The organism is Streptomyces sp. 142MFCol3.1, from assembly GCF_000424945.1.
GTDB lineage: Bacteria > Actinomycetota > Actinomycetes > Streptomycetales > Streptomycetaceae > Streptomyces > Streptomyces siamensis.
Window position 1 is genome coordinate 1 of record NZ_AUKV01000025.1, and the last position, 20,668, is coordinate 20,668.

Sequence of the window (20,668 nt, forward strand, 5' to 3'; positions counted from 1 at the left end):
GCCGGCGGCATCTGGTGGCCGAAGTCGTCGAGGAGCGACTTGAGGCGCAGGTACTCACGGACCTCGTGGCTCTGCTGCCGGTGATGCTCGTCCACACGCTCGACGGTGCCCTCGATGCCTGCTGCCAGGGCCACGGAGGCGGCGAAGGCACCCGTCGCCTGCGGAGGTTCACCGGCTGGGGTCACCGACCCGGCCAACCGAAGATCCGCCGCCAGCCGCACCCGTTGGCCCACGTTCAGCGTCATCGATCCTTCGTCTTTCTCGTCGGCCACCGGCGATCCGGTCCACGTGGCGTCGCCAGGCGTACCGGACAGGACAGGATCATCCCACGCTCACCTCCGGCCCCCGACACGATCGAAGCCCTCGCCAACCCTCACCTGGGCAACAGCCGCACGACGGGCGAACCTCGACGACGTCGTGCGCAGCGTGTCGCTGCCCCGCAGACTTCCGGACCAACTCGCTGCGACAGCGGCCCTCTTCCTGCCCGCGAGTCTCAGCGGCCTCGACACCGAGGACCTCTTCGCGATCCTGGGGATGGGCGAGGACGACGGCCTGTCCCTCGCGTGGGCACCGCGGACCGGGACCGGGCAGGGTGCCGTCGAGGCACGCAGAGGACGGCAGGGCGGGACCGCCTCGCGACCTCGTGGGTGACGGCCCGCGAGGTCGGGGGAGCCGACACCCGAGCGCGGTGGAGTCGTCCCCTGAGACGGTCCGCCGGTGATGCGCCGAGTACGGGCAGGGCTGCGCCGCCGGCTGCGCGGCGCCCCGGCCCAGTTCTCGTCACTCCGCGTGCTGGAGTTCCGAGGTTTCCGCGCTCCTGGCCGCGACCTTCGGCCGGTGCTTCGGATTGCCTGCATTGACGGCGAAGAACGCGACCAATGCGGCGGCGGCGAGGAATCCGGTGCCCCACCAGTAGGCCACGGAATAGCCGTGCACCAGCGACAGGTCGGTGAGGGACGCGGAGCCGTGGTGGGAGGCGACGTATCCGGTGCTGGCGCTCGCGGCGATGGTGTTCAGCAGCGCGGTGCCGATGGAGCCGCCCATCTGCTGCGAGGTGTTGGTCATGGCCGAGGCGACCCCGACATCGCGCGGTTCGACACCGTGGGCGCCCAGGCTGAAGGCGGGCATGAACGCCGTGCCGATGCCGACGCCCACGACGATCTCGGCAACCGCGATGAACCCGAACGAGGAATCGACGTCAAGCAGGGCGAGCATCAGCACGCCGGCGCCGGAGACCGCGTAGCCGGCGCCCATGAGCAGGCCGGGGCGGACCCGGTGTGAGAGGCGGGCACCGATCTGCGTGGAGCCGATGGCCTGCGCGGCGGCCATCGGAATGAAGGCCGCCCCGCTCTGCACCGGCGAGTATCCCTTCACCAACTGGAAGTAGTAGCTGAGGAACAGGAACATGCCGAACATGGACATGACTGACAACGCCAGGGAGAGATACGAGCCCGCGCGGTTGCGTTCGGTGAGGACGCGCAGCGGCAGCAGCGGGGACGTCACCTTGGCCTCCAGCAGTACGAAGGCCGCCAGGAGGAGGGCGGACAGGACGAACATGCCGATGGTCACGCCTGCGTCCCAGCCGTCGCTCTCCGCCTTGGCGAAGCCGAAGACCAGGGCGACCGCGCCGCCGCTGGCGAGGATGGCCCCCGGTACGTCCAGCCGACCACGATCCGCGTGCGCGCCGGGGTCGCGCACCACGGTCAGGACGCCGATGATGCCGATGGCGGCGATGGGAAGGTTGATGTAGAAGCCCCAGCGCCAGTCGGTGTACTCGGTGAACACTCCACCGAGCAGCAGGCCGAGGGCACCGCCCGCGGTGGCAATGGCGCCGTAGATGCCGAAGGCCTTGGCACGCTCCTTGGCATCAGTGAACGCCAGGGAGATGAGCGCCAGGGCTGCGGGAGCGAGGAGCGCGCCGAAGACGCCCTGAAGGGCACGGGCCGTGAGGAGCGTGGGCAGGTTCTGCGCCGCGCCGCCGAGGCCCGAGGCCACGGCGAAGCCGACCAGTCCGATGACGAACACCCGCTTGCGGCCCCAGAGGTCGCCCAGGCGCCCGCCCAGAATGAGCAGACCACCGAAAGCCAGGCCGTAGGCGGTGATGACCCATTGCCGGCCGCCGTCGGTGAAGTGCAGGTCATGCTGAGCGGAGGGCAGAGCGATGTTCATGATCGCCCCGTCGAGGAAGACCATCAGCTGCGCGATGGCGATGAACAGCAGGGCCAACCAGCGCCGGGGGTCGGGATGGTGGACGTCTTGGGACATGACTGGCATTCCTTGAAGGTGTCGGTTGTCGGCCAGGCCTTTTCGGCCGGACTACGTCGATGGAAGGTTTGCGCCGTGCCGGTGGTGCGGGTGCACTCGGTGGCATCGGTCAGCCGCGCCGGGACACGGCATGGCGTCGGGCCATGCTGGCGCCGGCGGCCCAGGTCCCGGGCGAGCCGGGAGGACGGGCGGGCGCCGTTGCCGCCCATGGAGTGAGCGAGGTCGGCCCGGGTGCCGTCGTCCCCCGCGCACGACGCCGGTACCTGAGGGGTGCGGACAGCGGTGTCCGCGCCCCAGGCGCCGGCCAGGAGTCAATGGCGACTTGCATCAGGGGCTCTCACGGTCGTTGTACGCGGCTGCGGCGGGCCGCGCCGAACCCTGTCGCGATGTGCTGACGTCGCGGAGTCGGAACGCCGGCGACGCCGTGATCGCGGGGATGTGTAGTGGGAGGCCTGGCAGTGGTCCCTCCGCGGAACCGGGGTCACTCACTCCATTCTAACTCGAACGATCATTAAATTAAGCGCACATAAAAATGCCTAGCTGTCACGCGGCGCCAAGGACCGGTCGGAACCCGGCCCCGCACACTCAGCGAAGGCAGTTCAGGGCGACCTCCGCGGTCCGCGTCAGCGCGGCCCGATCGGGATTTATGGCACCCATGACCCGCATGCCCTGGAAGGTCATGGCGAGGAATCCGGCGAGGTCTGCGGCGCTCTGGTCGGCCGGGATCTCGCCCCGTCCTTGCGCCTCTGCGATGACTTCGAAGAGTGTGAGCTCAAGCAGCTGCGTCGTTGCGCGGAGCCGCTCGGCCACCTGCGCGTCGCTGTGCGCACGCTCCATCGCCGCCCCCACAATCAGACATGACGCCTGACCGGGACCACAGGTCACTTCGTCGATCACTGCCGCGAAAGCCGCACGGATCGTCTCCCGCGCGTCACCGCCGGCGCGCAGCATCTCGATGAACGGCAGCGCGTAGTGCCGCCGGTACAAGTCCAGTGCAGCCAGGTAGAGACCTTCCTTGCTGCCGAAGGCCGCATAGATCGAACCACTGCCGATCTCCATGGCCTTCGCCAGGTCACGCACGGAGGTGCCACCGTACCCGGTACGCCGGAACGCCTGCATCGCCGCGGTGACGGCGGCTTCGGTGTCGAACTCGCGAGTACGTGCCATACAACCGACCGTACCTTTTGATGGAACGATCGGCAAATAAATGCGGAGAGTCTTGCGGAGCCGCCGGTCATCGCCGGCCGCTGCGAGATGGGCCTTGGGCGGGCGCGGGTGGGACGGACGCCTGGTCTCGAAGGTCCGATGAGCAGGGCACGGCGTCACGGCGGGAGTGACAGTTCGAGATCGCTCAAACGAGATGCGACGCCAGCAGGCGGCCTCCGATGCCGGAGACTTGCTGCAGGGCAGGGTTTCAGCCGCTCGCCCGCAACCACCCCCGCCCTCACCGGGCGCCAGCGGCCCCGCGGCGGCAAAACCAACAGACAAATCCGTCCGATGCGGACGAGGCTCTGGCCATAGCCGCGACGGCCGACAAGGTGGTGCCCGCGAAACGGTCGCGCCGTACTGGGGCACCCGAGTGGCGCCTGCGGGCTGCGCATCCACCCACCGCTACTTACTTTTCATTAGTGACTAATGCCCCTCTTGGCCACGATGAGCTACGGCCGCACCATGAGACGCATGACCGAGCACGTCCGGCCCTCACCGGCCGGCAGCCCGTCCGCCGTCGCTGACGCAACGTCTGGTCACCGTGGCGGCCGTCCGCATGACGGCGGAGACGGGCCGACGGCGAACACATACGGGCCGCGGTGACTGCTCGGTCTGCGCAATCACGTGTCCACCGCACTTCTGACGTGCGGCACCACCGGGGTGCCGGTCTTCGCTGACAGGGCCCGATCGTGGCCCCAGGCGGCGGTTTCATCCCGGGCGCGGCCGCGCCCAAGCATGCGGTCAACGTCGGTCCGGCCCAATGGCCGTCCCCACACAAGGAGGAAAGACGATGGCGTCTCCTGCCAAGCTCGCACATGTGGTCCTGCGGACGCAGCACCTGAAGGAAATGCGGGAATGGTATGTGACCGTGCTCGACGGCAAGGTCATGCACGAGGACCCGGCTTCGGCCTTCATCACCTATGACGATGAGCACCACCGGATCGCGCTGGCCAACATGGCCGACCTGGAGAACCCCGATCAGGCCGAGCCGGTCCGGCCGATCGTGAAGCGGGAAAAGCCCGCCCCCGTCACCGCGGACACCGACATCTTCCAGGCACTCGCCGGTCCTGCCACGGGGCTGTTCCACATCGCCTTCACCTACGACACGATCCTGGAACTGCTGGGAACCTACGAGCGGCTGGCCGCCGCCGAGATCTGGCCGGTCCTGGCGATGAACCACGGCGTGACCACCTCGATGTACTACCGGGACCCCGAGGAAAACCTGGTGGAACTGCAGATCGACAACTTCGCCACGGCGGAAGAGGCCGAGGACTTCATGCAGGGCGAGGTCTGGCTCCGCCGCCCCGGCGGTGCCCCCATCGACCTCGACGACCTGGTACAGCGCTTCCGGGCCGGCGAGTCCTTCGAGGATCTGGTCAAGCCGACCTGGTGACCTCCTGAAAGCACCTGCCTTTCGTCCTTGTGCGTGTACACGAGAGGCAGGTCGCCCGCGGCGACCCTCGCGCGGGCCCTGGCTGGTGCGGCGGACGATCCGGACGGACAGCCGCCCGCCGCACCGGCCTCCCTCTCCCCCCTCACCGACGGTCCCGGCGGACTGTCGTGTGTCGACGACTGTCGCCGCAGCTCGTGGAGCTGTGCAGCGTGACATCACGCGGCGGGTCCCGGTCGTGCTCGCTCCCGCAGCGAGGAAACCAACTCTTTCCCGCAACACCCGAATTGGAGAAGCAGCTCATGTCCCAGGAATCCGAAAACCGCCCCAGTGTCGTTGTGATCGGAGGCGGCTATGCCGGCATCCGTGCGGCCCGGGAGCTGGACGACATCGCCGACGTCATCCTCGTCGAGCCGCGCGACTCCTTCCGCCACAACATCGGTGCACTGCGCGCGACGGTGCAGCCGGACTGGGCGCACAACATCTTCATGTCCTACGAAAGCCTGCTCACCCGGGGCAGGGTGGTGCACGAGCGGGCCGCACGGGTCGAGCCGGGCCGCGTCGAGCTGGCCTCGGGTCAGGTCCTGCGTCCGGACTTCCTGGTGCTGGCGACCGGATCGCGGTACCCCTTCCCGGCCAAGGACGGGGAGGAGAGCAGCGAAAGGTCCAAGGACAACTACGTCAGGACCGCCAAGGAGCTGGAGCAGGCGGACCACGCGGTGATCCTGGGTGCGGGTGCGGTCGGTATCGAGATGGTCGGTGAGATCCTGGCGCAGTGGCCGGGAAAGAAGGTCACTCTTCTCGATCCTTCCTCGGACGTGCTCGGCGGCAACTACCCGGAGAAGCTGCGGACGGCACTGCGGAAGATGATCACCGAGGCCGGAGTGGACCTGCGCCTGGGCGAGGGCTTGACGGAACTGCCCGAGGCGCCGGCCGGGGTGGTGGCGCCGTTCACGGCGCAGACCACCACGGGCCGCACGATCGAGGCGGACCTGTGGCTGCGCTGCTTCGGCGGGGCGGTGCCCTCCGAATATCTCGCCGGGAGCCTGACCGGGGCGCGAAACACCTCGGGGACCGTGCGGGTGGGCGACGACATGCGGGTCGAGGGCCACGAGACCGTGTACGCGGTGGGCGACATCGCCGATCTCGGCCTGCCGACCGCGTTCCTCGCCGACATCCAGGCGGAGGTGGCCGCGAAGAACATCCGGCGGCACATCGTCGGTGAGGAGGAGGGCGAGGACGCCGTGTTCGCGGACCCCTTCCCGCACCTCGTCGTGCCCTTCGGCCCCGGCAGGGGAACCGGCTGGCTGGTCCACCAGGAGGATCTGCTCGACGATGCCTCGGTCGCGCAGCTCAAGGGCGACCACCTGCTCGTGGACATGTACACGGACAAGCTCGGCCTGACCGAGGGCGCCTGGACCCTCGGCCACTGAGCCCATTCGGAACGTCCACCCTTCGGGTGAGCCGGCATTCAGGAGGGTGACACCCCGCGCGGCAGATGGCGGGGCGTGTCGGTCACACCCGGGGCGTCACCCTCCCAAAGTGGCCACTGACCAGGCTCACTGAACGACGCACCCCCTTTCCCCGAAGATGAGGCTCAGTGATGGCCGAACCAACCACCGCTGCGGAGCGGCAGCCTGGTACCGAACCCGACCTGGCGGCCTTGCAGGCCCGGGCGGCGTGCCTGGACGTGATCGAGGCGTTCTTCCGACGGGTCGACGGCGGCGAGGCCGCGCGCACCGTGGAACTGTTCACCTCGGACGGCGAACTGGTGATGGGCTCGTCGTCCTTCTCGGGAACCGCACTGGCCGCGGCCATGCGGGCCCGGCAGGAGGACAGCGGCAAGCAGGGCGTCCACGTCCCGGCCGCCTCCTCCTTCCACCTGCTGTCGCCGGCTGAGGCGGAGGTCCGGACGTACCTGCATCTGTACCGGCAGGACGACCAGCGGGCGGGCACCGCGCCGGTGCCTCGTGCGGTGACGCTGCTCACGGACCGGTTCGTGAAGGGCGACGACGGCCGCTGGCGTATCGCCCGGCGAGTCGTCGACATCGTTGCGGGAGGTGAATGACCATGCGCCTGTACCGCACACCCGCGGGGCTGGCCCGTGGCGAGGGCGATGAACTCACTCTTCTCGACCTCCCCCACCTCGATGTCGCCGATCTGCTGTCGGACGGCATCGAACAGGCCCGATGCGCCCGTGTCCGCAGCAAGATTCCGTTCCAGGATGCGGTGCTCCTGTCCCCGGTGGCGGTTCCGGGCACGCTGGTGATCGCCGGTGCCAACTACCGCGATCACGTGGCGGAGGCCGGCATGCCGACCCCCACCGCCCCGGCGTTCATCACTGTGACGGGCATGAGCGCGACCGGGCCGCACGACCCCATCTGGCTGCCGGCCGAGGCCCCCTCGCAGGTCGACTACGAGGCAGAACTCGCCGTGGTGATCAGCCGACCGGGGCGAGACATCCCGGTGGGACGGGCGTGGGACCACGTCGCGGGGCTGATCGCGGTCAACGACGTCTCCGCCCGTGACGTGCAGTTGGCGGCGATGACCAACGGCGTCGTCACCGACATCGACGGAGTTCGGAGGGGGAAGTCCTTCCCGCACTTCAAGCCCATGGGTCCGGCACTGGTCACCGTGGACGAGACCGGGACCGACTTCGATCTGGCGATCCGCACGTATGTCAACGGCGAGGTGCGCCAGGACTCCCGTACCAGCGAGATGATCTTCTCTGTTCCGGAAATCATCTCCCATGTCTCGGCCACGACGCCCCTGCTGCCCGGCGACGTGGTGATGACCGGGACACCAGGCGGCGTCGCCCTGGCGAGCGGCGGATACCTGCGCTCCGGTGACGTGGTCACCGTGGAGATCGAGAGGCTGGGCCGGCTCCGCAACCCGGTGCGCCTGGCTCCCACGGCCCCGGACTAGGCAGTACGTCTGCCGCCGGCCAGGTGCTCGGCAGCAGACGCGCCCCATCCGTGTGCCAGCACGGCGGTGATCCCGCGCGTGCGCCCAATTCGAAGTGAAGGAAAGTCAGATGGACAAGGTGGTCGGCTCGGCACACGACGCGGTGGCCGACATCCCCGGTGGTGCCACCCTCGCGGTCGGCGGCTTCGGGCTCTCGGGCATCCCCTCCACCCTTATCTCGGCTCTTGTCGCCGCAGGTACTTCCGGTCTGGCCGTGGTGTCCAACAACTGCGGTGTCGACGACGGCGGCCTGGGACTACTGCTGCGGGCCGGTCGCATCGCCCGCATGACCTCGTCCTACGTCGGCGAGAACAAGGAGTTCGCCCGCCAGTATCTGGAAGGCGAGCTCGAGGTGGAGTTGGTGCCCCAGGGCACCCTCGCCGAACGGCTGCGCGCCGGCGGCACGGGCATCCCGGCCTTCTACACCCCTGCCGGCGCAGGAACCCTGGTGGAAGAGGGCGGACTGCCCTGGCGTTACGCGCCGGACGGCAGCACGGCGGTCGCCTCCCCGCCCAAGGAAGTGCGGGAATTCGGCGGCCGCCGGTACCTGCTGGAAGAGGCCATCACCACCGACTTCGCGCTCGTCCGGGCGGCGGTCGCAGACCGGCACGGCAACCTCGTCTTCCACGCCGCCGCCCGCAACTTCAATCCACTGTGCGCCATGGCCGGCCGGACGACCGTGGTGGAGGCCGACCGGATCGTCGAGCCCGGTGAGATTCCGCCCGACGCCGTCCACCTGCCGGGCGTCTACGTCGACCGCGTGGTGGCCGCCGACGTCGCGGACAAGCGCATCGAGCGCCGCACGGTGCGCGAGCCGGGCGACGTCTGACTCAACCCTCGACATCACACACCCGCCACAGACACGACGCAGGAGGAACAGTGACGACCACCGGGACCCACAGCGGCGAACTGCGCGACGCGCTGGCCGCACGCGCGGCCAGGGAACTGACCGACGGCCAGTACGTGAACCTCGGCATCGGCCTGCCCACCCTGATCCCCAATCACCTTCCCCCCGGCGTGCACGTAGTGCTGCACGCCGAGAACGGGATCCTCGGCGTCGGCCCTTACCCGTACGAGGAGGAGGTGGACCCGGACCTGATCAATGCCGGGAAGGAAACCGTCACCGTCCTGCCCGGCGCCGCCTACTTCGACTCGGCGGCATCCTTCGGCATGGTTCGTTCCGGCCGTATCGACACGACGGTCCTCGGCGCCATGCAGGTGTCCGCCGGCGGAGACCTGGCCAACTGGACGATTCCCGGGAAAATGGTCAAAGGCATGGGCGGCGCCATGGATCTCGTCCACGGCGCCCGCAGGGTTGTCGTGGTCATGGAACACACCGCCCGCGACGGCTCCCCGAAGATCGTTCAGGAGTGCACCCTGCCGCTCACCGGCCGCGGTGTCGTCGACCGGATCATCACCGAGCTGGCGGTCTTCGACGTGACTGCCGACGGCCTGCATCTGGTGGAACTCGGCCACGGCGCCACTGTCGACATGGTGCGCGCGGCGACCGAGCCGCCGTTCTCCGTTGCTGACCCACTGCGGTGACCGACGTCGAAGTGCCCGTCAGTTGCCGCCGAGGCCCGCGCGTGCCCGCGATCGAGTGTCCGCGTACGCCAGCGGGCCAGGGTGTGAGCCATCCCGAGTTCGTTGGAGATCTGTGAACTGCGGCCCGTGCCACCGCCCTGTTCGGTTCCCTGCCGCGCTCCCTCCCGCACGAGGCGGACGAGACCGTACGCGACCGCCACGGGCAACCCTGTCTGTTCGTCGGCGCCGAATGGATCCGGCCCGGCCTGGACGAAGCGCCATTCCCACTCCCCCGACTTCACCCACGCCACCGCCTGATGAACGCCGTCGAGAGCGCCTCGGCCGAACGGGCAGTACGCATCTTCGGATGACCCGGCCGGACGCCCCGGCCGGGCACGACACCACCACGCTACACATACTCAACTTCGGCCCGAATGAAGAGGACAAAGATGAAAACAGTGGGAGTATCCGAATTCGGAGGGCCGGAAGCCCTGCGCGTTTTCGAGGTGCCCGAGCCTCATGCCGGTCCCGGGCAGGTACGCGTCCGGGTCCACGCCGCCACGGTGAACCCCGGTGACCGCTACCTGCGTATCGGGGCGCTGGGCCCCACATCCCCCGCACCCCCGTATGTCCCTGGCATGGAAGCAGCCGGGGTGCTGGACGAGATCGGCACCGGCACGCAGACCGATCTGCGTCTGGGGGACCGGGTGATGGCCATGGCCGACCCGACCAGTGCCCTGGGCGGCGCCTACGCGCAATACGTCGTCCTGCCCGCGGAGCAGGTCGCCCGCGCACCGCGGGGCACGGCCCATGCCGAGGCGGCAACCCTGCCCATGAACGGGCTGACCGCGCGGCTCGCTGTCGACCTGACCGGGCTCTCAGCGGGGCAGACGCTCGCGGTCACCGGCGCAGCGGGAGCCGTCGGCGGCTACGTCACCCAGATGGCCAAAGCGGGCGGACTCACCGTCGTCGCGGACGCCTCGCCGGCCGATGAGGAGCTCGTGCGCTCCTTCGGTGCCGACATCGTCGTACCCCGGGGTACCGATGTTGCTCAGCACATCCTGCGGGCCGTGCCGGCGGGAGTGGCAGGGCTGATCGACGCGGCGGTCATCGGTTCGGCGGCGGTGGCCCCGGCGGTCCATGACGGCGGCGTCATCGTCACCGTCCTCGGCGAAGGAACCAGCGCCCTCAGCCCCGACGAGATGCGGAAGCGGTCTCTGCGCGTGCGCATGGCCTTCGTACCGGACTACCTGGGCGACCGCAGCCGACTCGATGACCTGCGTGAACAGACCGAAGCTGGAAAGCTGACCCTGCGCGTGGCTCGCACCTTCCCTCCCGAACAGGCCTCCGAGGCCCACCGTCTGATGGAGGCCGGCGGCGTACGCGGTCGCCTCGTCCTGGAGTTCTGAACCTCCCCGTCTGCGTTCGCGGAGGCGGCACCAGGGGCCAAGGCGGGTGAGTCACCTTGCGACGGGCCCGCGCTGGATCCGCTGTGCCGCCTCCGCCCGCGTCCTCCTGTCCCGGACGACGGGAGTAGGTGACGACTCCTGGAGCCGAAGGTCAGGCGAGGTCCCGCAGGGGAATCGCTGCGTGCCCGCCTCGCCGGCGGCACCCCGTTGATCCCCTGGGGCTGGACTCACCGCGGAGGCGGCCGGCCGCGGCACCGGATCCTTGGCCCCTCGCATCGCGAATCGCCCGTTCGGGGGGACTCAGCGCGACGCCTGGAACGCGCCGCGCTGAGTTTCCGGCCGCGGAGGCAGAACCCGCCCGGTGCGGATCAGGTGTCACTACCCGGCCACCAGGCGCGGGTGGGGAACACCGTTCCGGTGAAGTGAGGGCCGATGGTGGCGGTGCCGGGCCGGGAGAGTTCCCCGACGAGCGCGTGCCGGGAGGCGACCGCGGCCTTGGGGTCGAGGTCGCCGGTCCAGCACCTGTCCGGGTGCAGGACCTCGGCCGTCGTGTGCATGGCGTCGCCAACGACGATCGCGCGTTGAGTGCCCTCCCCGGACAGGACGAAGCTCACATGTCCCGGGGTGTGCCCGGGTGTGAGAAGGGCCTCGATTCCCGGGTAGGGCTGGTCGCCGGTGCGCAGGTCGTGGCGGCGTGAGCCGATGACGCTGTACTGCTGGCGGGTCGGTGCGGTCAGACGTGCCGTGTTGGCGGGCCGACCCCAGAAGTCGAATTCGCCGGCGCCGACGAAGTACTCGGCATTGGGGAACGTGGGTTCGGTGGAGATGTCGTCGGAAGTGATCCAGCCGACGTGGTCGGCGTGGAGGTGGGACAGGAGGACCGCGTCGATGTCGTCCGGCCGCAGGTTCGCCTCCGCGAGACTGTCCAGCAGTTGCCCGCCCGCCATCACGCCCGCGGCCAGGGCGGGGTCCGGGGACGGTATGGGGATGACACGGGGCCCGATTCCGGTGTCGATGAGTATGCGTGCGGCGGGTGTCTCGACGAGAAGCGCGCCGACACTGAGCAGCAGCATGCCGTCCTCGTCGAGCAGCTTCAGCTCGGAATCCAGCGCGAGGTGCACATGTTCCGGGTAGGCCTGCAGAGGATGGGCGCGGATGATGCCGTCGGGAAGGTAGCGGACATTCAGGTCCCCCAGGCGCACGGCTTCGCCGGGTGCGGGTGTCGCGGTCATGCTTTTTCTCCTGAAGAGGCTTGTACGGGGCGCCGGCGACCGGTCACGCCGCTCACCACGGCGACGAGCAGCCAGATGATCACTCCGGCGAGAGCCGCCACGACGTAGCCGCCGTCATCGGGGTAGGGCGATCCATGCGGTGTGCGGGATTCCAGGACGACGGCGGTCAGCACGCTGCCGAAGCCGTAACCGACATAGCGGAAGACCTGGTTGAAGCCGAGCGCGCTGCCGCGTTGATCGCTGCCGGTGTTCTCCACGATGAGCCCCGGGGCGGTGGAGAAGATGATGCCGATTCCGATGCCCGCCACGAGCATGGCGGCCATCAGGCCCGGCAGGCTGTGCCGCCAGAGGGCGAACAACGCCATCGCGGCCATCATCACGACGCCGGCCAGCGGCAGCGTCCAGCGTGCCGGGAGCCACCTGCCCAGTCGGCGGGTGGTCCATCCGGCGGCGAGACTTCCCAGCGCCTGCGGAAGCATGAGGAGACCGGCGACCACGGCGGACTTGCCGAGCCCTCCGGTCGTCGACGGTGCCTGGATCATGCGGGTGCTCACGGACAGCAGCAGGTACATGCCGATCCCCGCCAGCAGCACGGTGACGTGGGCGCTGAGCACCGGACGTACCCGCAGCTGCCGGAGGTCGACCAGCGGGTATGGCATACGCGTCTCAAACCAGGCCCAGGCCGCGCCCACGAGCAGCGCCGTACCGCCGGCCGTCAGGGTGGCCGGCGACGTCCAGCCCCAGTTCCCGCCTTCGGAGGTGGCCAGGATCAAAGCCGTGACCGGTAGGGCGAACAGGACGGCGCCAGGCACGTCGATCGCTGACGCAGGGCGGTCGCGGGGGGCGGGGACGACGGCCGGCGCGGTGAGCAGGGCTGCCACGGTGACCGCGGCACCGAACCAGTAGGCGCCGGAAATGCCCGCGCCCTGGGCGAGAACCCCGGTGAGGGGGTAACCGAGCCCGACACCCGCCGCGTTGACGATCGAGAGGATCGCGACGACGCGCTTTCGCCGAGCGGGATCGCCGGAGAAGGTGTCGCCCGCGACCGCGATGGTCACCGGTGCCAGGCCCTGCCCGGCTCCCTGCAGGGCGCGGCCGATCAGGAGCACAGGGAAGTTCGAGGTTCCCAGGGCGGCGACGACCGAGCCGATCGCCACGAGCGTGAGTGCCACCAGAACCGCGACGCGCCGGTGACGGGTGTCACCGAGCCTGCCCATCACGGGGGTGATCGCCACCGCGACGAGGACGGTGACGGTGAGGGTCCACTGCGCCGTCGCCAGGGACACCTGCGTGGACTGGGCGATGGCCGGCATGAGCGGGGCGCCCAGGCTGCTGACCAGGGCGCCCACGAGGGTGATCAGAAGAAGACCGGCGACCCGCCACCGGTCCCCCCGCGCAGGGGAGACCGGGGCGGTGTGTCTCACGGTAGGGATGGGATTCACCGCTACCTCAGGCCCGGTCGAATTCGATGACGGGCTTGATCTCACTCCACGTGCGCATCCGCTCGAACGCCGTGTTGATCTCGTCGAGCCGGTACCGGTTCGAGAGCAGGGCGTCCCAGGCGAAGCGGTCCGCGTGGGTGCGAAGGAAGTCCAGGGCCTTCCAGTAGTGGTCGACGCCGGCGGACCGGGACCCGATCAGCGTCGCCTGCTTGTGCATGATCACACTGGGGTTGAACGGCACGTCGCGCTGATGGGCCTGGCCGACGATGAGATAGCGGCCACCGGGCCGGAGCATGTCCATGCCCTCGGAGAAGGCCGACGGGACGCCGGACATCTCCAGCACGACCTCGGCGCCCCGGCCGTCGGTCAGGTCCTTCACGAGCGCCGCGCGCTCCGCGCCGGAGGTGACCTCGGCCACGTCGACACACACGTCGGCGCCCCACTGGGCGGCGACCTCGAGCCGCTCGGCTGGACCACCGATCACGATGACCCGGCCCGCACCCTCGGCGACCGCCTTGGCCGCGGCGAACAGTCCGACCGGTCCGGCGCCCTGCACCACGACCGTGTCGGTCGCGGCTATTCGGCCGAGCCGTTCGAAGCCGTGCATCACCGTGCGCAGCGAGCACGCCGCGGCGGAGGCCACCGCGTCCGGGACCTCGTCCGGGACGCGGACCCTCCCAGCAGTCGGGTACACGTACCCGTATTCGGAGAAGCCGCCGTGCAGGAACGGGTAGGTGTGAGCGCTCTCGGTCATGTAACGGCGCCGGTTCTCGCACAGGCTCGGCTCGCCGTCGATGACGCAGGCGCGGCAGCGGCCGCACATGCCGTGGGTCCAGACGATCCGATCGCCCTCCGCGAGGGGCCGGCCGAGCGAGTCGGTACGCGGACCGTCGCCGAAGGCCGCGATCCGGCCCACCATCTCATGCCCGAGGACCAGGGGAAGTGCGCCGCCGACGTCGCCTGCGGAGCCGTCCGCGACGTGTACGTCGGTGCCGCACAGCGTCGCGGCGGTCATGCGGACCAGCAGCGCGTCCCGCTCGATGACCGCGGGGATCTCCACGTCCAGCACCTGCAGTGCTTCGCCGGTGGCGGTCAGTACGGCCGCGCGGCTGGTCGCCGGGATCCCGGCGGTCACTGGTCACCCCCCTGCGCTGTGGCGTTCTTGCGGGTACGGGCCACCATGCGGGCCGCTTCGACCAGGCCCGCGGCGCCGGCGAGGCCGCGTTCCAGCACCTCGGAGGGGTCACCGCCACCTGCGCGTACGGCGTCGGCGAAGTGGTGCATGTCCTTGTGCATGAGGGTGTGGACGTGTTCGGCCAGTTCCGGTGTGATGTCTCCGCCGAGGGCGCGCAGCGCCGCGCTTGCGCCGCTGCTGGCGGAGACCACGTCGATGAGGGCCGCAACGTCCAGACCGACCTGGGCGGCCAGACCGAGGACGTCCTCGGCGTTCTTCATGTTGGTGATGGTCAGCGCGTTGTTGAACAGCTTGGTGAACTGCCCCGCGCCGGCCGGCCCCATCAGCTTGACCGTGTCACTGAACGTGGCGAACACCGGCCGGGCCGCCTCGAAGGCGTCCCGGGACCCGCCGGTGAAGGTGGTCAGGGTGCGGGCGCGGGCGCCGGGACTGCCGCCGCTCACGGGCGCGTCGAGGTAGACCCCTCCGGCCCGGGCGACGTGGTCGGCGACGCGTACGGCCTCGGTGGGGTCGCCGGTGCCGTGGTTGACGATGATCGTCCCGGGAGCGACAGCGGCCAGCAGGCCCTGGCCGTCCAGGACGTCCCAGAGGTCGGCGTCGTCGCGCAGGCACAACCCGATCATCTGGACGGACGCCCCGAGTTCGGCCACGGTGCCGTGAACGGTGTGCGGGACCTTCTCCACCGCGGACAGCGAGGCGGGGCGCCGGGCCCATACGTGCAGCTCGAAGCCGTGCTCGCCGATGGCTTCGGCCATGGGGCCGCCCTGGTCACCGAGACCGATGAAGCCGATCTTCTCGATGGTCACCTTCATTGCAGGGTTCTTTCGTCGGAGCGGGTGAGACATGGGGGCTGGACTTCCGCGCTCAGCGGACGATGTCGCCGGCGAACTCCCACAGGCGCTCGGCGTTCGCCGGGTCCAGCGCGTAGCGGGCCACACCGGGAACACCGAGCTGCGTGGGACGGGCGTCGACCACCGGCGCCTCATTGACATCCTCGAAGTAGCGGCCGCCGACCCCTTCGACCAGGGGCGACGCGGCGAGGAACACGGTGGTCGCGGCGCCCTGCTCGACCGTCTTGCGGTACGGCTCGGGGGTCCGCAGGCCGCCGGTGTGGCGCTGCAGGTTGGTCGCGATCGCACCGGGGTGCAGGGCGTTGGCCGTGATGCCCTCACCGGCCCAGCGGCGCTGCGCCTCGACGGCCAGGAGGACCTCCGCGGTCTTGGACTGACCGTAGGCGGCGAGCGCGTCGTAGGGGCGGAAGCGGAAGTCGATGTCGTCGAAGACGACGGGAGAGAACAGATGGCCGCCGGAGGACACCGAGACCAGGCGCGCATCGTCCGCGTCGGCGAGCGCGCGGTGCAGTCCCAGGGCCAGGGCGAAGTGCCCCAGGTAGTTGGTGGCGAACTGCTGTTCGTGGCCGGCGATGCCGCGCTCGAGTTCCGGCGGCATCATGATTCCGGCGTTGTTGATCAGGACATGCAGCGGGCCCTGCCAGGCGGCGGTGAACGCACGGACCGACTCCAGGTCGGACACATCCAGGCGGGCGACGTGGATCGCGTCGTTCCCGGTGGCCTTGCGCAGGTCCGCCGCGGCCTGCTCGCCGGCTTCGGGGCGGCGCACGGCGAGCGTGACCTCGGCGCCGGCGGCCGCCAGAGCGCGGGCGGTCTCGACGCCGATGCCCGAGTTGGCACCCGTGACGACCACCCGCCTGCCGGACAGGTCGACGCCCTCGATCACCTCGGAGGCGGTGCTGTCGCGGTTGAACGCGGTGGTGAAGAGCTGGGACATGTGATGCATTCCTCCTGGTTCGCGGACTGTGCCGCCAGGCTGCACCGAATGCCGCCAGGCGGACCAGGACGGGCTGAGACTGGGACTGGCAGGGCCACCCAGGGAACCGGAATGCCTTCGTACGCTGGAAACATGCCAGCCACCGAAGACGCCAACGCACTGGGCCGCTACCTGCGCGCGCGCAGGGAGCTCATTTCACCGGACGAGGCCGGCGTTCCCGATCAAGGCAACCGGCGCGTCCCGGGGCTGCGCCGCGAGGAGGTCGCCTTCCTCGCGGGGATCAGTTCCGACTACTACAACCGCCTGGAGCAGGGCCGCGACAAGAATCCCTCCGAGCAGGTCCTGCGCAGCATCGCCCGCGCCCTGCGACTGGACGAGGAGGCCACGGCCTACCTGCTGCAGATCGCCGCACCGAAGAGCGCCCAGCGCAAACGGCCCCGCAGGTCCGAAAAGGTCAGCGACGGCATTCGCACCCTCATCGACTCCTGGCCCCTCACACCGGCATACGTCCACGGCAGGTACATGGACGTACTCGCCGCCAACGACCTCGCCGTCGCGCTCTCGCCCTTCAACGCCCCCGGCCACAACGGCATCCTCGCCGCGTTCCTGGAACCCGAGATGCGAGAGCTCCATCAGGACTGGGAAGACATGACCGCCCGGGTCGTCCCCTACCTGCGCTCCATCGTCGGCGCCGACATCCACGACCCGCGTCTGGTCGAGATCGTCGGCGAACTCTCCCTGAGCAGCGAACGCTTCCGTACGCTCTGGGCCCGCCAGGACGTCAAGCACAAGACCACCGGCACCACCCGGTTCCGCCACCCGCAGGCCGGCCCACTGGAACTGCGCTACGAAAAGCTGCTCATACCGAGCGCCGGGCAAACGCTGATCACCTACCACGCGCAGCCGGGCAGCGCCTCTGAGGAACGCCTGCGCCTGCTCGCCAGCATGCACGCCCCAGACCGTGCAGGCAGTTCACCGGCCGCCGCCGACCAGCCTGCCCCCGGCAACACCACCCCGTGACAAACGGTGGAGCATCATCGGCCGCACCGTATGCCCGCGAACGGTGCGGCCGGCGGCGTTCCACGGCCCGAGCACGCCGGGGCGCGTGAGGTGTCCTGCCCCACACGCATGGAATGCGACGGCATTTCGAGAACTCCGACGACGTCGTGGCCGCCCTCGCCTACGCGCGCGCTCAGAACGTCGCCCTGTCGGTGCGCAGCGGGGGCCACGGCATCAGCGGCCGGTCCACCAGCGACGGGGGCATCATCATCGACCTGTCGCAGATGAACTCCGTCGAGGTCCTGGACCGGGCCACCGGACGTATCCGGGTCGGCCCCGGCGCACGCCGGGGACATGTCGCCCGCGCGCTGGCACAGCACGGACTGGCCATGAGCTCCGGCGGCTGCGGCGACGTCGGTGTCGGCGGCCGCGCCACCGCCGGCGGTCCGGGATACCTGGCACGCAACACGGCCTGACCATCGACCACGTCACCGCCGCCGAGATCGTCGTCGCCGACGGCCCCGGCAAGCCCCCCGCCCCTGGGCGTATGCGGTGCGATGCCCTCCCGTCGTCACCCGCCCGTGCCGCGGTGAGCACGTCCACTCGCCATTCTGCGACGTCCGGCTGAGTGACAAGCACCCCCGGCCCACCCATCAGGGGAAGGGAACGCGCTGTCCCACCGTTGTTCCTTCCGAGAAGTCGAGGACCGTGCCCGTGCCTGCCGGCGCTGACAACGGCAGCAGCACAACCCTCCAACAGGTACAGCAACCGTCGTGCAACAACATGCCGAGCCGGCAGCCAGGTGCCGGGAGGTGTGCTGAGTCCCCGCACGGCGGCGCCCAGTCCCCGTCAACAGGCAACCGACCTGGAATGGGAGTTTCGAATGCCCGCTTCGCCATCCGCGCAGTGCGAGGAACGCACCATCGACGACAGCACCTGCCCGAATCTGCTGGGCGCGCTGGAACTCGTCGGGCGACGTTGGACGGGAGGAATTCTGGCGGCCGCAGCACATGGGGCCCGGCGCCACAGTGAGTACCGGAGGATGGTCGGTGGTCTCTCCGACCGCCTGCTGACGCAGCGCCTGAAGGAACTGGCCGCCGAGGGACTGATCGAGCGCACGGTGACGCCGACCACACCAGTACAGATCCGCTACGACCTGACACCGGACGGCCAGTCGCTCCTGAACGCACTGCAACCCCTGGTCCAGTGGATGGCCAACCGATCTGTCCCGGCGGGCGCGGCACAACGACCCGTCCACCGCCCTGGCTGACCGCTCGGGGCCACGGCACGTGCGCCCTGCCGTCGGCGGCCAGGAACTGCTCATCCCGGACGCCCCGAGCCGCGTGGACGCGTCACACCCTCGTGACGGAGAAACCTGCACCATCGCCGCCCGATCGTTCGCTCAACGCACCGGGTCCATGACCGTGCGGTTCCGCGTCGAGCGGCCTCCGAAGTCGCCGGTATCGCAGCACTCCGGCACTCCGGCACTTGCGGCCTCCGCGGCGCATGCCCGTTCCTGTGCGGCGCGAGTGGCATGCCGTGCTCACTCGGCCTGCCGGCGCACGCTGCCGGCGCCTCCGGCCCCGACTGGCCGGCGTCCCGTCTTGTCACCCGGATGTACCTCCCCGCGTGCCTCCCAGCCATGGCATTCCGACACTCAGAAGCCGGACCTGCCTAGGGAAGGCCGCTCATGAGCGCAGACATTTCCTCGATATCCGACGGCTTCGCACGCGGCATGGGCTTGCTCGCGGCCCTCACCGCGACATGTGGTGCGACGGTGTCGCCGGCCTTCGCCGACGGCGCACCCCAGCCCGGCGAGACCACGGGCAAGCCCACCGTCGTCCTCGTGCACGGCGCGTTCGCCGACGCCTCGGCCTGGACCGGGGTGGTCGAGCGGCTGCGCGCCGCCGGGTATCCGGTCATGGCTCCGGCCAACCCACTCAGAGGTCTGCAGTACGACGGTGCCTACACCGCGAGCGTGCTGCGCAGTATCAAGGGCCCGGTAGTCCTCGTCGGTCACTCCTACGGCGGCTCGGTCATCAACGAGGCAGCTCTCAGCAGCCCCAACGTGAAGGCTCTGGTGTTCGCGGCCGGTTTCCTCCCGGCGAAGGGCGAGAGCGCAAGCGCACTCGCGGCCAAGTACCCCGGCAGCACATTGGGCCAGACTCTGAGGCAGGTGCCCTTCCCGCTTCCCGCCGGGGGTACCGGGACTGACCTGTACATCAAGCAGGAGCTGTTCCACAAACAGTTCGCCGCCGACGTCCCGTCCTCAAAGGCCACGGTCATGGCTGTCACCCAACGCCCCGTGGCCGCTCAGGCCCTCGAGGACAAGGCAAGCGGTGAGGCGTGGAGGCACATCCCGTCGTTCGACCTGATCGCGAGCAACGACAAGAACATCCCGGCCGCGGCGCAGCGCTGGATGGCCAAGCGAGCCAACGCCGTCTCGGTTGAAGTGCCGTCCTCGCACGCCGCACCTGTCTCCCACCCCGAGGCCATCACCCAGCTCATCGAGCGTGCGGCCCACCTGCCCTCGGTGACCGCCCCGGGCCTCGCGGCCACCGGCGGCCATACCTGGCGGCTGGTCGGCCTGGCTGCCGGCGCCGCATCGCTGGGGGCAGGTCTCGTCACAGTGGTCCGCCGACGCAGGATCGCCGGGCCGTCACACCTCTCCGCGGGGCTGTAGAGCCTGCGGCGCCCGTCCATGCCGGCCGCGGACGGGCGCAGCACGGCACGGTCCTGTGCCCACCCATGCCGCGAGACCCGGAGCTGATCGGAGCCGTGCAAGGTCGGCCGTCCCGTGAGTCGGCCGGTCCCGTGAGGCGCCCTCGTGTCAGGCTTTCGCCCTGCTCGTGGCGGCGAGGAATTCGTCGACTGTGAGGGTGAGAGATCGCCGGGTAGCGCAGCACCATTGCGTCGTACGCGGCCCGTCCGCCGGCCGCCGCCGTGGCGTCGGTGAGGGTGGTCACGTGGTAGGCGTGTTCCTTGCAGCTGCGAGCGGTCGACTCCACGCACATCGTGCCCACCATGCCGGCGATGGCGATGTACTCGACGTTGTGCTGGCGCAGTTGGACCTCATGGTCGGTGTTGGCCAGGACGTCGATGTTCTTGTGCGGCGCGATGACAACGTCGCCGTCGCCGGGTGAGAGCTCGGGGTGGAAGTCAGCGCCCCAGCTCCCCGCTTCGAGTTTCCTACCGCCGGTCCCCCTGCATACGAGGCTATGCCGGCTGGCCTGCTGATTGTTTCTTGCGCT

At 69.8% G+C, this 20,668-nt stretch carries 19 protein-coding genes and 2 pseudogenes; 12 read left to right on the plus strand and 9 right to left on the minus strand.

The features are described from left to right. Nucleotides 1-245 (minus strand): annotated as a pseudogene (locus H305_RS0131245) (hypothetical protein); the annotation flags it as partial. A gap of 172 nt (nt 246-417) precedes the next feature. Here H305_RS0131245 and H305_RS0131250 point away from each other — a divergent pair. Further along, nucleotides 418-651 carry a hypothetical protein gene (locus H305_RS0131250; RefSeq protein WP_028803920.1) on the plus strand — a complete coding sequence of 78 codons (234 nt, stop codon included), beginning with the start codon at nt 418-420 and terminating at the stop codon, nt 649-651. 129 nt (nt 652-780) lie between these two features. Here H305_RS0131250 and H305_RS0131255 read toward each other — a convergent pair whose 3' ends face one another. Together H305_RS0131255 and H305_RS0131260 are read right to left on the minus strand one after the other, a co-directional pair. After that, a complete protein-coding gene (locus tag H305_RS0131255; RefSeq protein ID WP_028803921.1) occupies nt 781-2,265 on the minus strand; it encodes an MFS transporter in 1,485 nt (494 codons plus the stop codon). Between the two features lie 585 nt (nt 2,266-2,850). Continuing rightward, the gene (locus H305_RS0131260; protein WP_028803922.1) at nt 2,851-3,432 is read right to left on the minus strand and encodes a TetR/AcrR family transcriptional regulator; all 582 of its coding nucleotides are present in this window, start codon (nt 3,430-3,432) and stop codon (nt 2,851-2,853) included. 832 nt (nt 3,433-4,264) lie between these two features. Here H305_RS0131260 and H305_RS0131265 point away from each other — a divergent pair. From H305_RS0131265 to H305_RS0131295, 7 genes are all read left to right on the plus strand, one after another. After that, complete coding sequence (locus tag H305_RS0131265) at nt 4,265-4,867, plus strand: VOC family protein (RefSeq protein WP_028803923.1); 603 nt, start codon at nt 4,265-4,267, stop codon at nt 4,865-4,867. A 299-nt stretch (nt 4,868-5,166) separates the two neighbouring features. Next, nucleotides 5,167-6,297, plus strand: coding sequence for an NAD(P)/FAD-dependent oxidoreductase (locus H305_RS0131270; protein WP_028803924.1), 1,131 nt, complete (start codon nt 5,167-5,169; stop codon nt 6,295-6,297). Between the two features lie 170 nt (nt 6,298-6,467). Continuing rightward, nucleotides 6,468-6,932 carry a nuclear transport factor 2 family protein gene (locus tag H305_RS0131275; RefSeq protein WP_028803925.1) on the plus strand — a complete coding sequence of 155 codons (465 nt, stop codon included), beginning with the start codon at nt 6,468-6,470 and terminating at the stop codon, nt 6,930-6,932. Next, nucleotides 6,929-7,789 (plus strand): fumarylacetoacetate hydrolase family protein, encoded by an 861-nt coding sequence (locus tag H305_RS0131280; protein WP_199791477.1) that lies wholly within the window; start codon nt 6,929-6,931, stop codon nt 7,787-7,789. Before H305_RS0131275 ends, H305_RS0131280 begins: the two co-directional genes overlap by 4 nt. A 109-nt stretch (nt 7,790-7,898) precedes the next feature. After that, nucleotides 7,899-8,657: a CoA transferase subunit A gene (locus tag H305_RS0131285; RefSeq protein WP_028803927.1), complete on the plus strand. Its 759-nt coding sequence runs from the start codon at nt 7,899-7,901 to the stop codon at nt 8,655-8,657. A 50-nt stretch (nt 8,658-8,707) separates the two neighbouring features. Beyond that, the gene (locus H305_RS0131290) at nt 8,708-9,373 is read left to right on the plus strand and encodes a 3-oxoacid CoA-transferase subunit B (RefSeq protein WP_028803928.1); all 666 of its coding nucleotides are present in this window, start codon (nt 8,708-8,710) and stop codon (nt 9,371-9,373) included. A gap of 428 nt (nt 9,374-9,801) precedes the next feature. Continuing rightward, a complete protein-coding gene (locus H305_RS0131295; RefSeq protein ID WP_028803929.1) occupies nt 9,802-10,761 on the plus strand; it encodes an NADP-dependent oxidoreductase in 960 nt (319 codons plus the stop codon). 368 nt (nt 10,762-11,129) lie between these two features. Here the strand turns inward: H305_RS0131295 and H305_RS0131300 are convergent, their stop codons facing one another. Genes H305_RS0131300 through H305_RS0131320 form a run of 5 tightly spaced genes read right to left on the minus strand, consistent with a single transcriptional unit; the run spans nt 11,130 to nt 16,418 of the window. Further along, nucleotides 11,130-11,993 carry an MBL fold metallo-hydrolase gene (locus H305_RS0131300; RefSeq protein WP_028803930.1) on the minus strand — a complete coding sequence of 288 codons (864 nt, stop codon included), beginning with the start codon at nt 11,991-11,993 and terminating at the stop codon, nt 11,130-11,132. Continuing rightward, a complete protein-coding gene (locus H305_RS0131305; RefSeq protein WP_037765944.1) occupies nt 11,990-13,417 on the minus strand; it encodes an MFS transporter in 1,428 nt (475 codons plus the stop codon). Before H305_RS0131305 ends, H305_RS0131300 begins: the two co-directional genes overlap by 4 nt. Before the next feature lie 25 nt (nt 13,418-13,442). After that, on the minus strand, nt 13,443-14,570 hold the full coding sequence (locus tag H305_RS0131310; protein ID WP_028803932.1) for a zinc-binding dehydrogenase: 1,128 nt from the start codon (nt 14,568-14,570) through the stop codon (nt 13,443-13,445). Then, a complete protein-coding gene (locus H305_RS0131315; RefSeq protein ID WP_028803933.1) occupies nt 14,567-15,442 on the minus strand; it encodes an NAD(P)-dependent oxidoreductase in 876 nt (291 codons plus the stop codon). The genes H305_RS0131310 and H305_RS0131315 overlap by 4 nt, the downstream gene beginning before the upstream one ends. A 52-nt stretch (nt 15,443-15,494) precedes the next feature. Continuing rightward, nucleotides 15,495-16,418, minus strand: coding sequence for an SDR family NAD(P)-dependent oxidoreductase (locus tag H305_RS0131320; protein ID WP_028803934.1), 924 nt, complete (start codon nt 16,416-16,418; stop codon nt 15,495-15,497). Nucleotides 16,419-16,550: 132 nt separating this feature from the next. On the opposite strand from H305_RS0131320, the gene H305_RS0131325 reads away from it, so the two are divergent. The 4 genes from H305_RS0131325 to H305_RS47545 all read left to right on the plus strand — a co-directional run bounded on the left by H305_RS0131325 (nt 16,551) and on the right by H305_RS47545 (nt 20,100). Continuing rightward, nucleotides 16,551-17,438, plus strand: a complete 888-nt coding sequence (locus H305_RS0131325) for a helix-turn-helix transcriptional regulator (protein ID WP_028803935.1) — start codon at nt 16,551-16,553, stop codon at nt 17,436-17,438. Nucleotides 17,439-17,551: 113 nt separating this feature from the next. After that, nucleotides 17,552-17,893, plus strand: coding sequence for an FAD-binding oxidoreductase (locus H305_RS0131330; protein ID WP_028803936.1), 342 nt, complete (start codon nt 17,552-17,554; stop codon nt 17,891-17,893). 407 nt (nt 17,894-18,300) lie between these two features. Beyond that, complete coding sequence (locus H305_RS47540) at nt 18,301-18,687, plus strand: winged helix-turn-helix transcriptional regulator (protein ID WP_051371148.1); 387 nt, start codon at nt 18,301-18,303, stop codon at nt 18,685-18,687. Nucleotides 18,688-19,107: 420 nt separating this feature from the next. Beyond that, nucleotides 19,108-20,100: an alpha/beta hydrolase gene (locus H305_RS47545; RefSeq protein ID WP_078629341.1), complete on the plus strand. Its 993-nt coding sequence runs from the start codon at nt 19,108-19,110 to the stop codon at nt 20,098-20,100. Here H305_RS47545 and H305_RS56460 read toward each other — a convergent pair. Continuing rightward, nucleotides 20,042-20,602, minus strand: a pseudogene (locus H305_RS56460) (isochorismatase family protein); the annotation flags it as partial. The gene H305_RS47545 and the pseudogene H305_RS56460 overlap by 59 nt on opposite strands. Between the last annotated feature and the right edge of the window lie 66 nt (nt 20,603-20,668).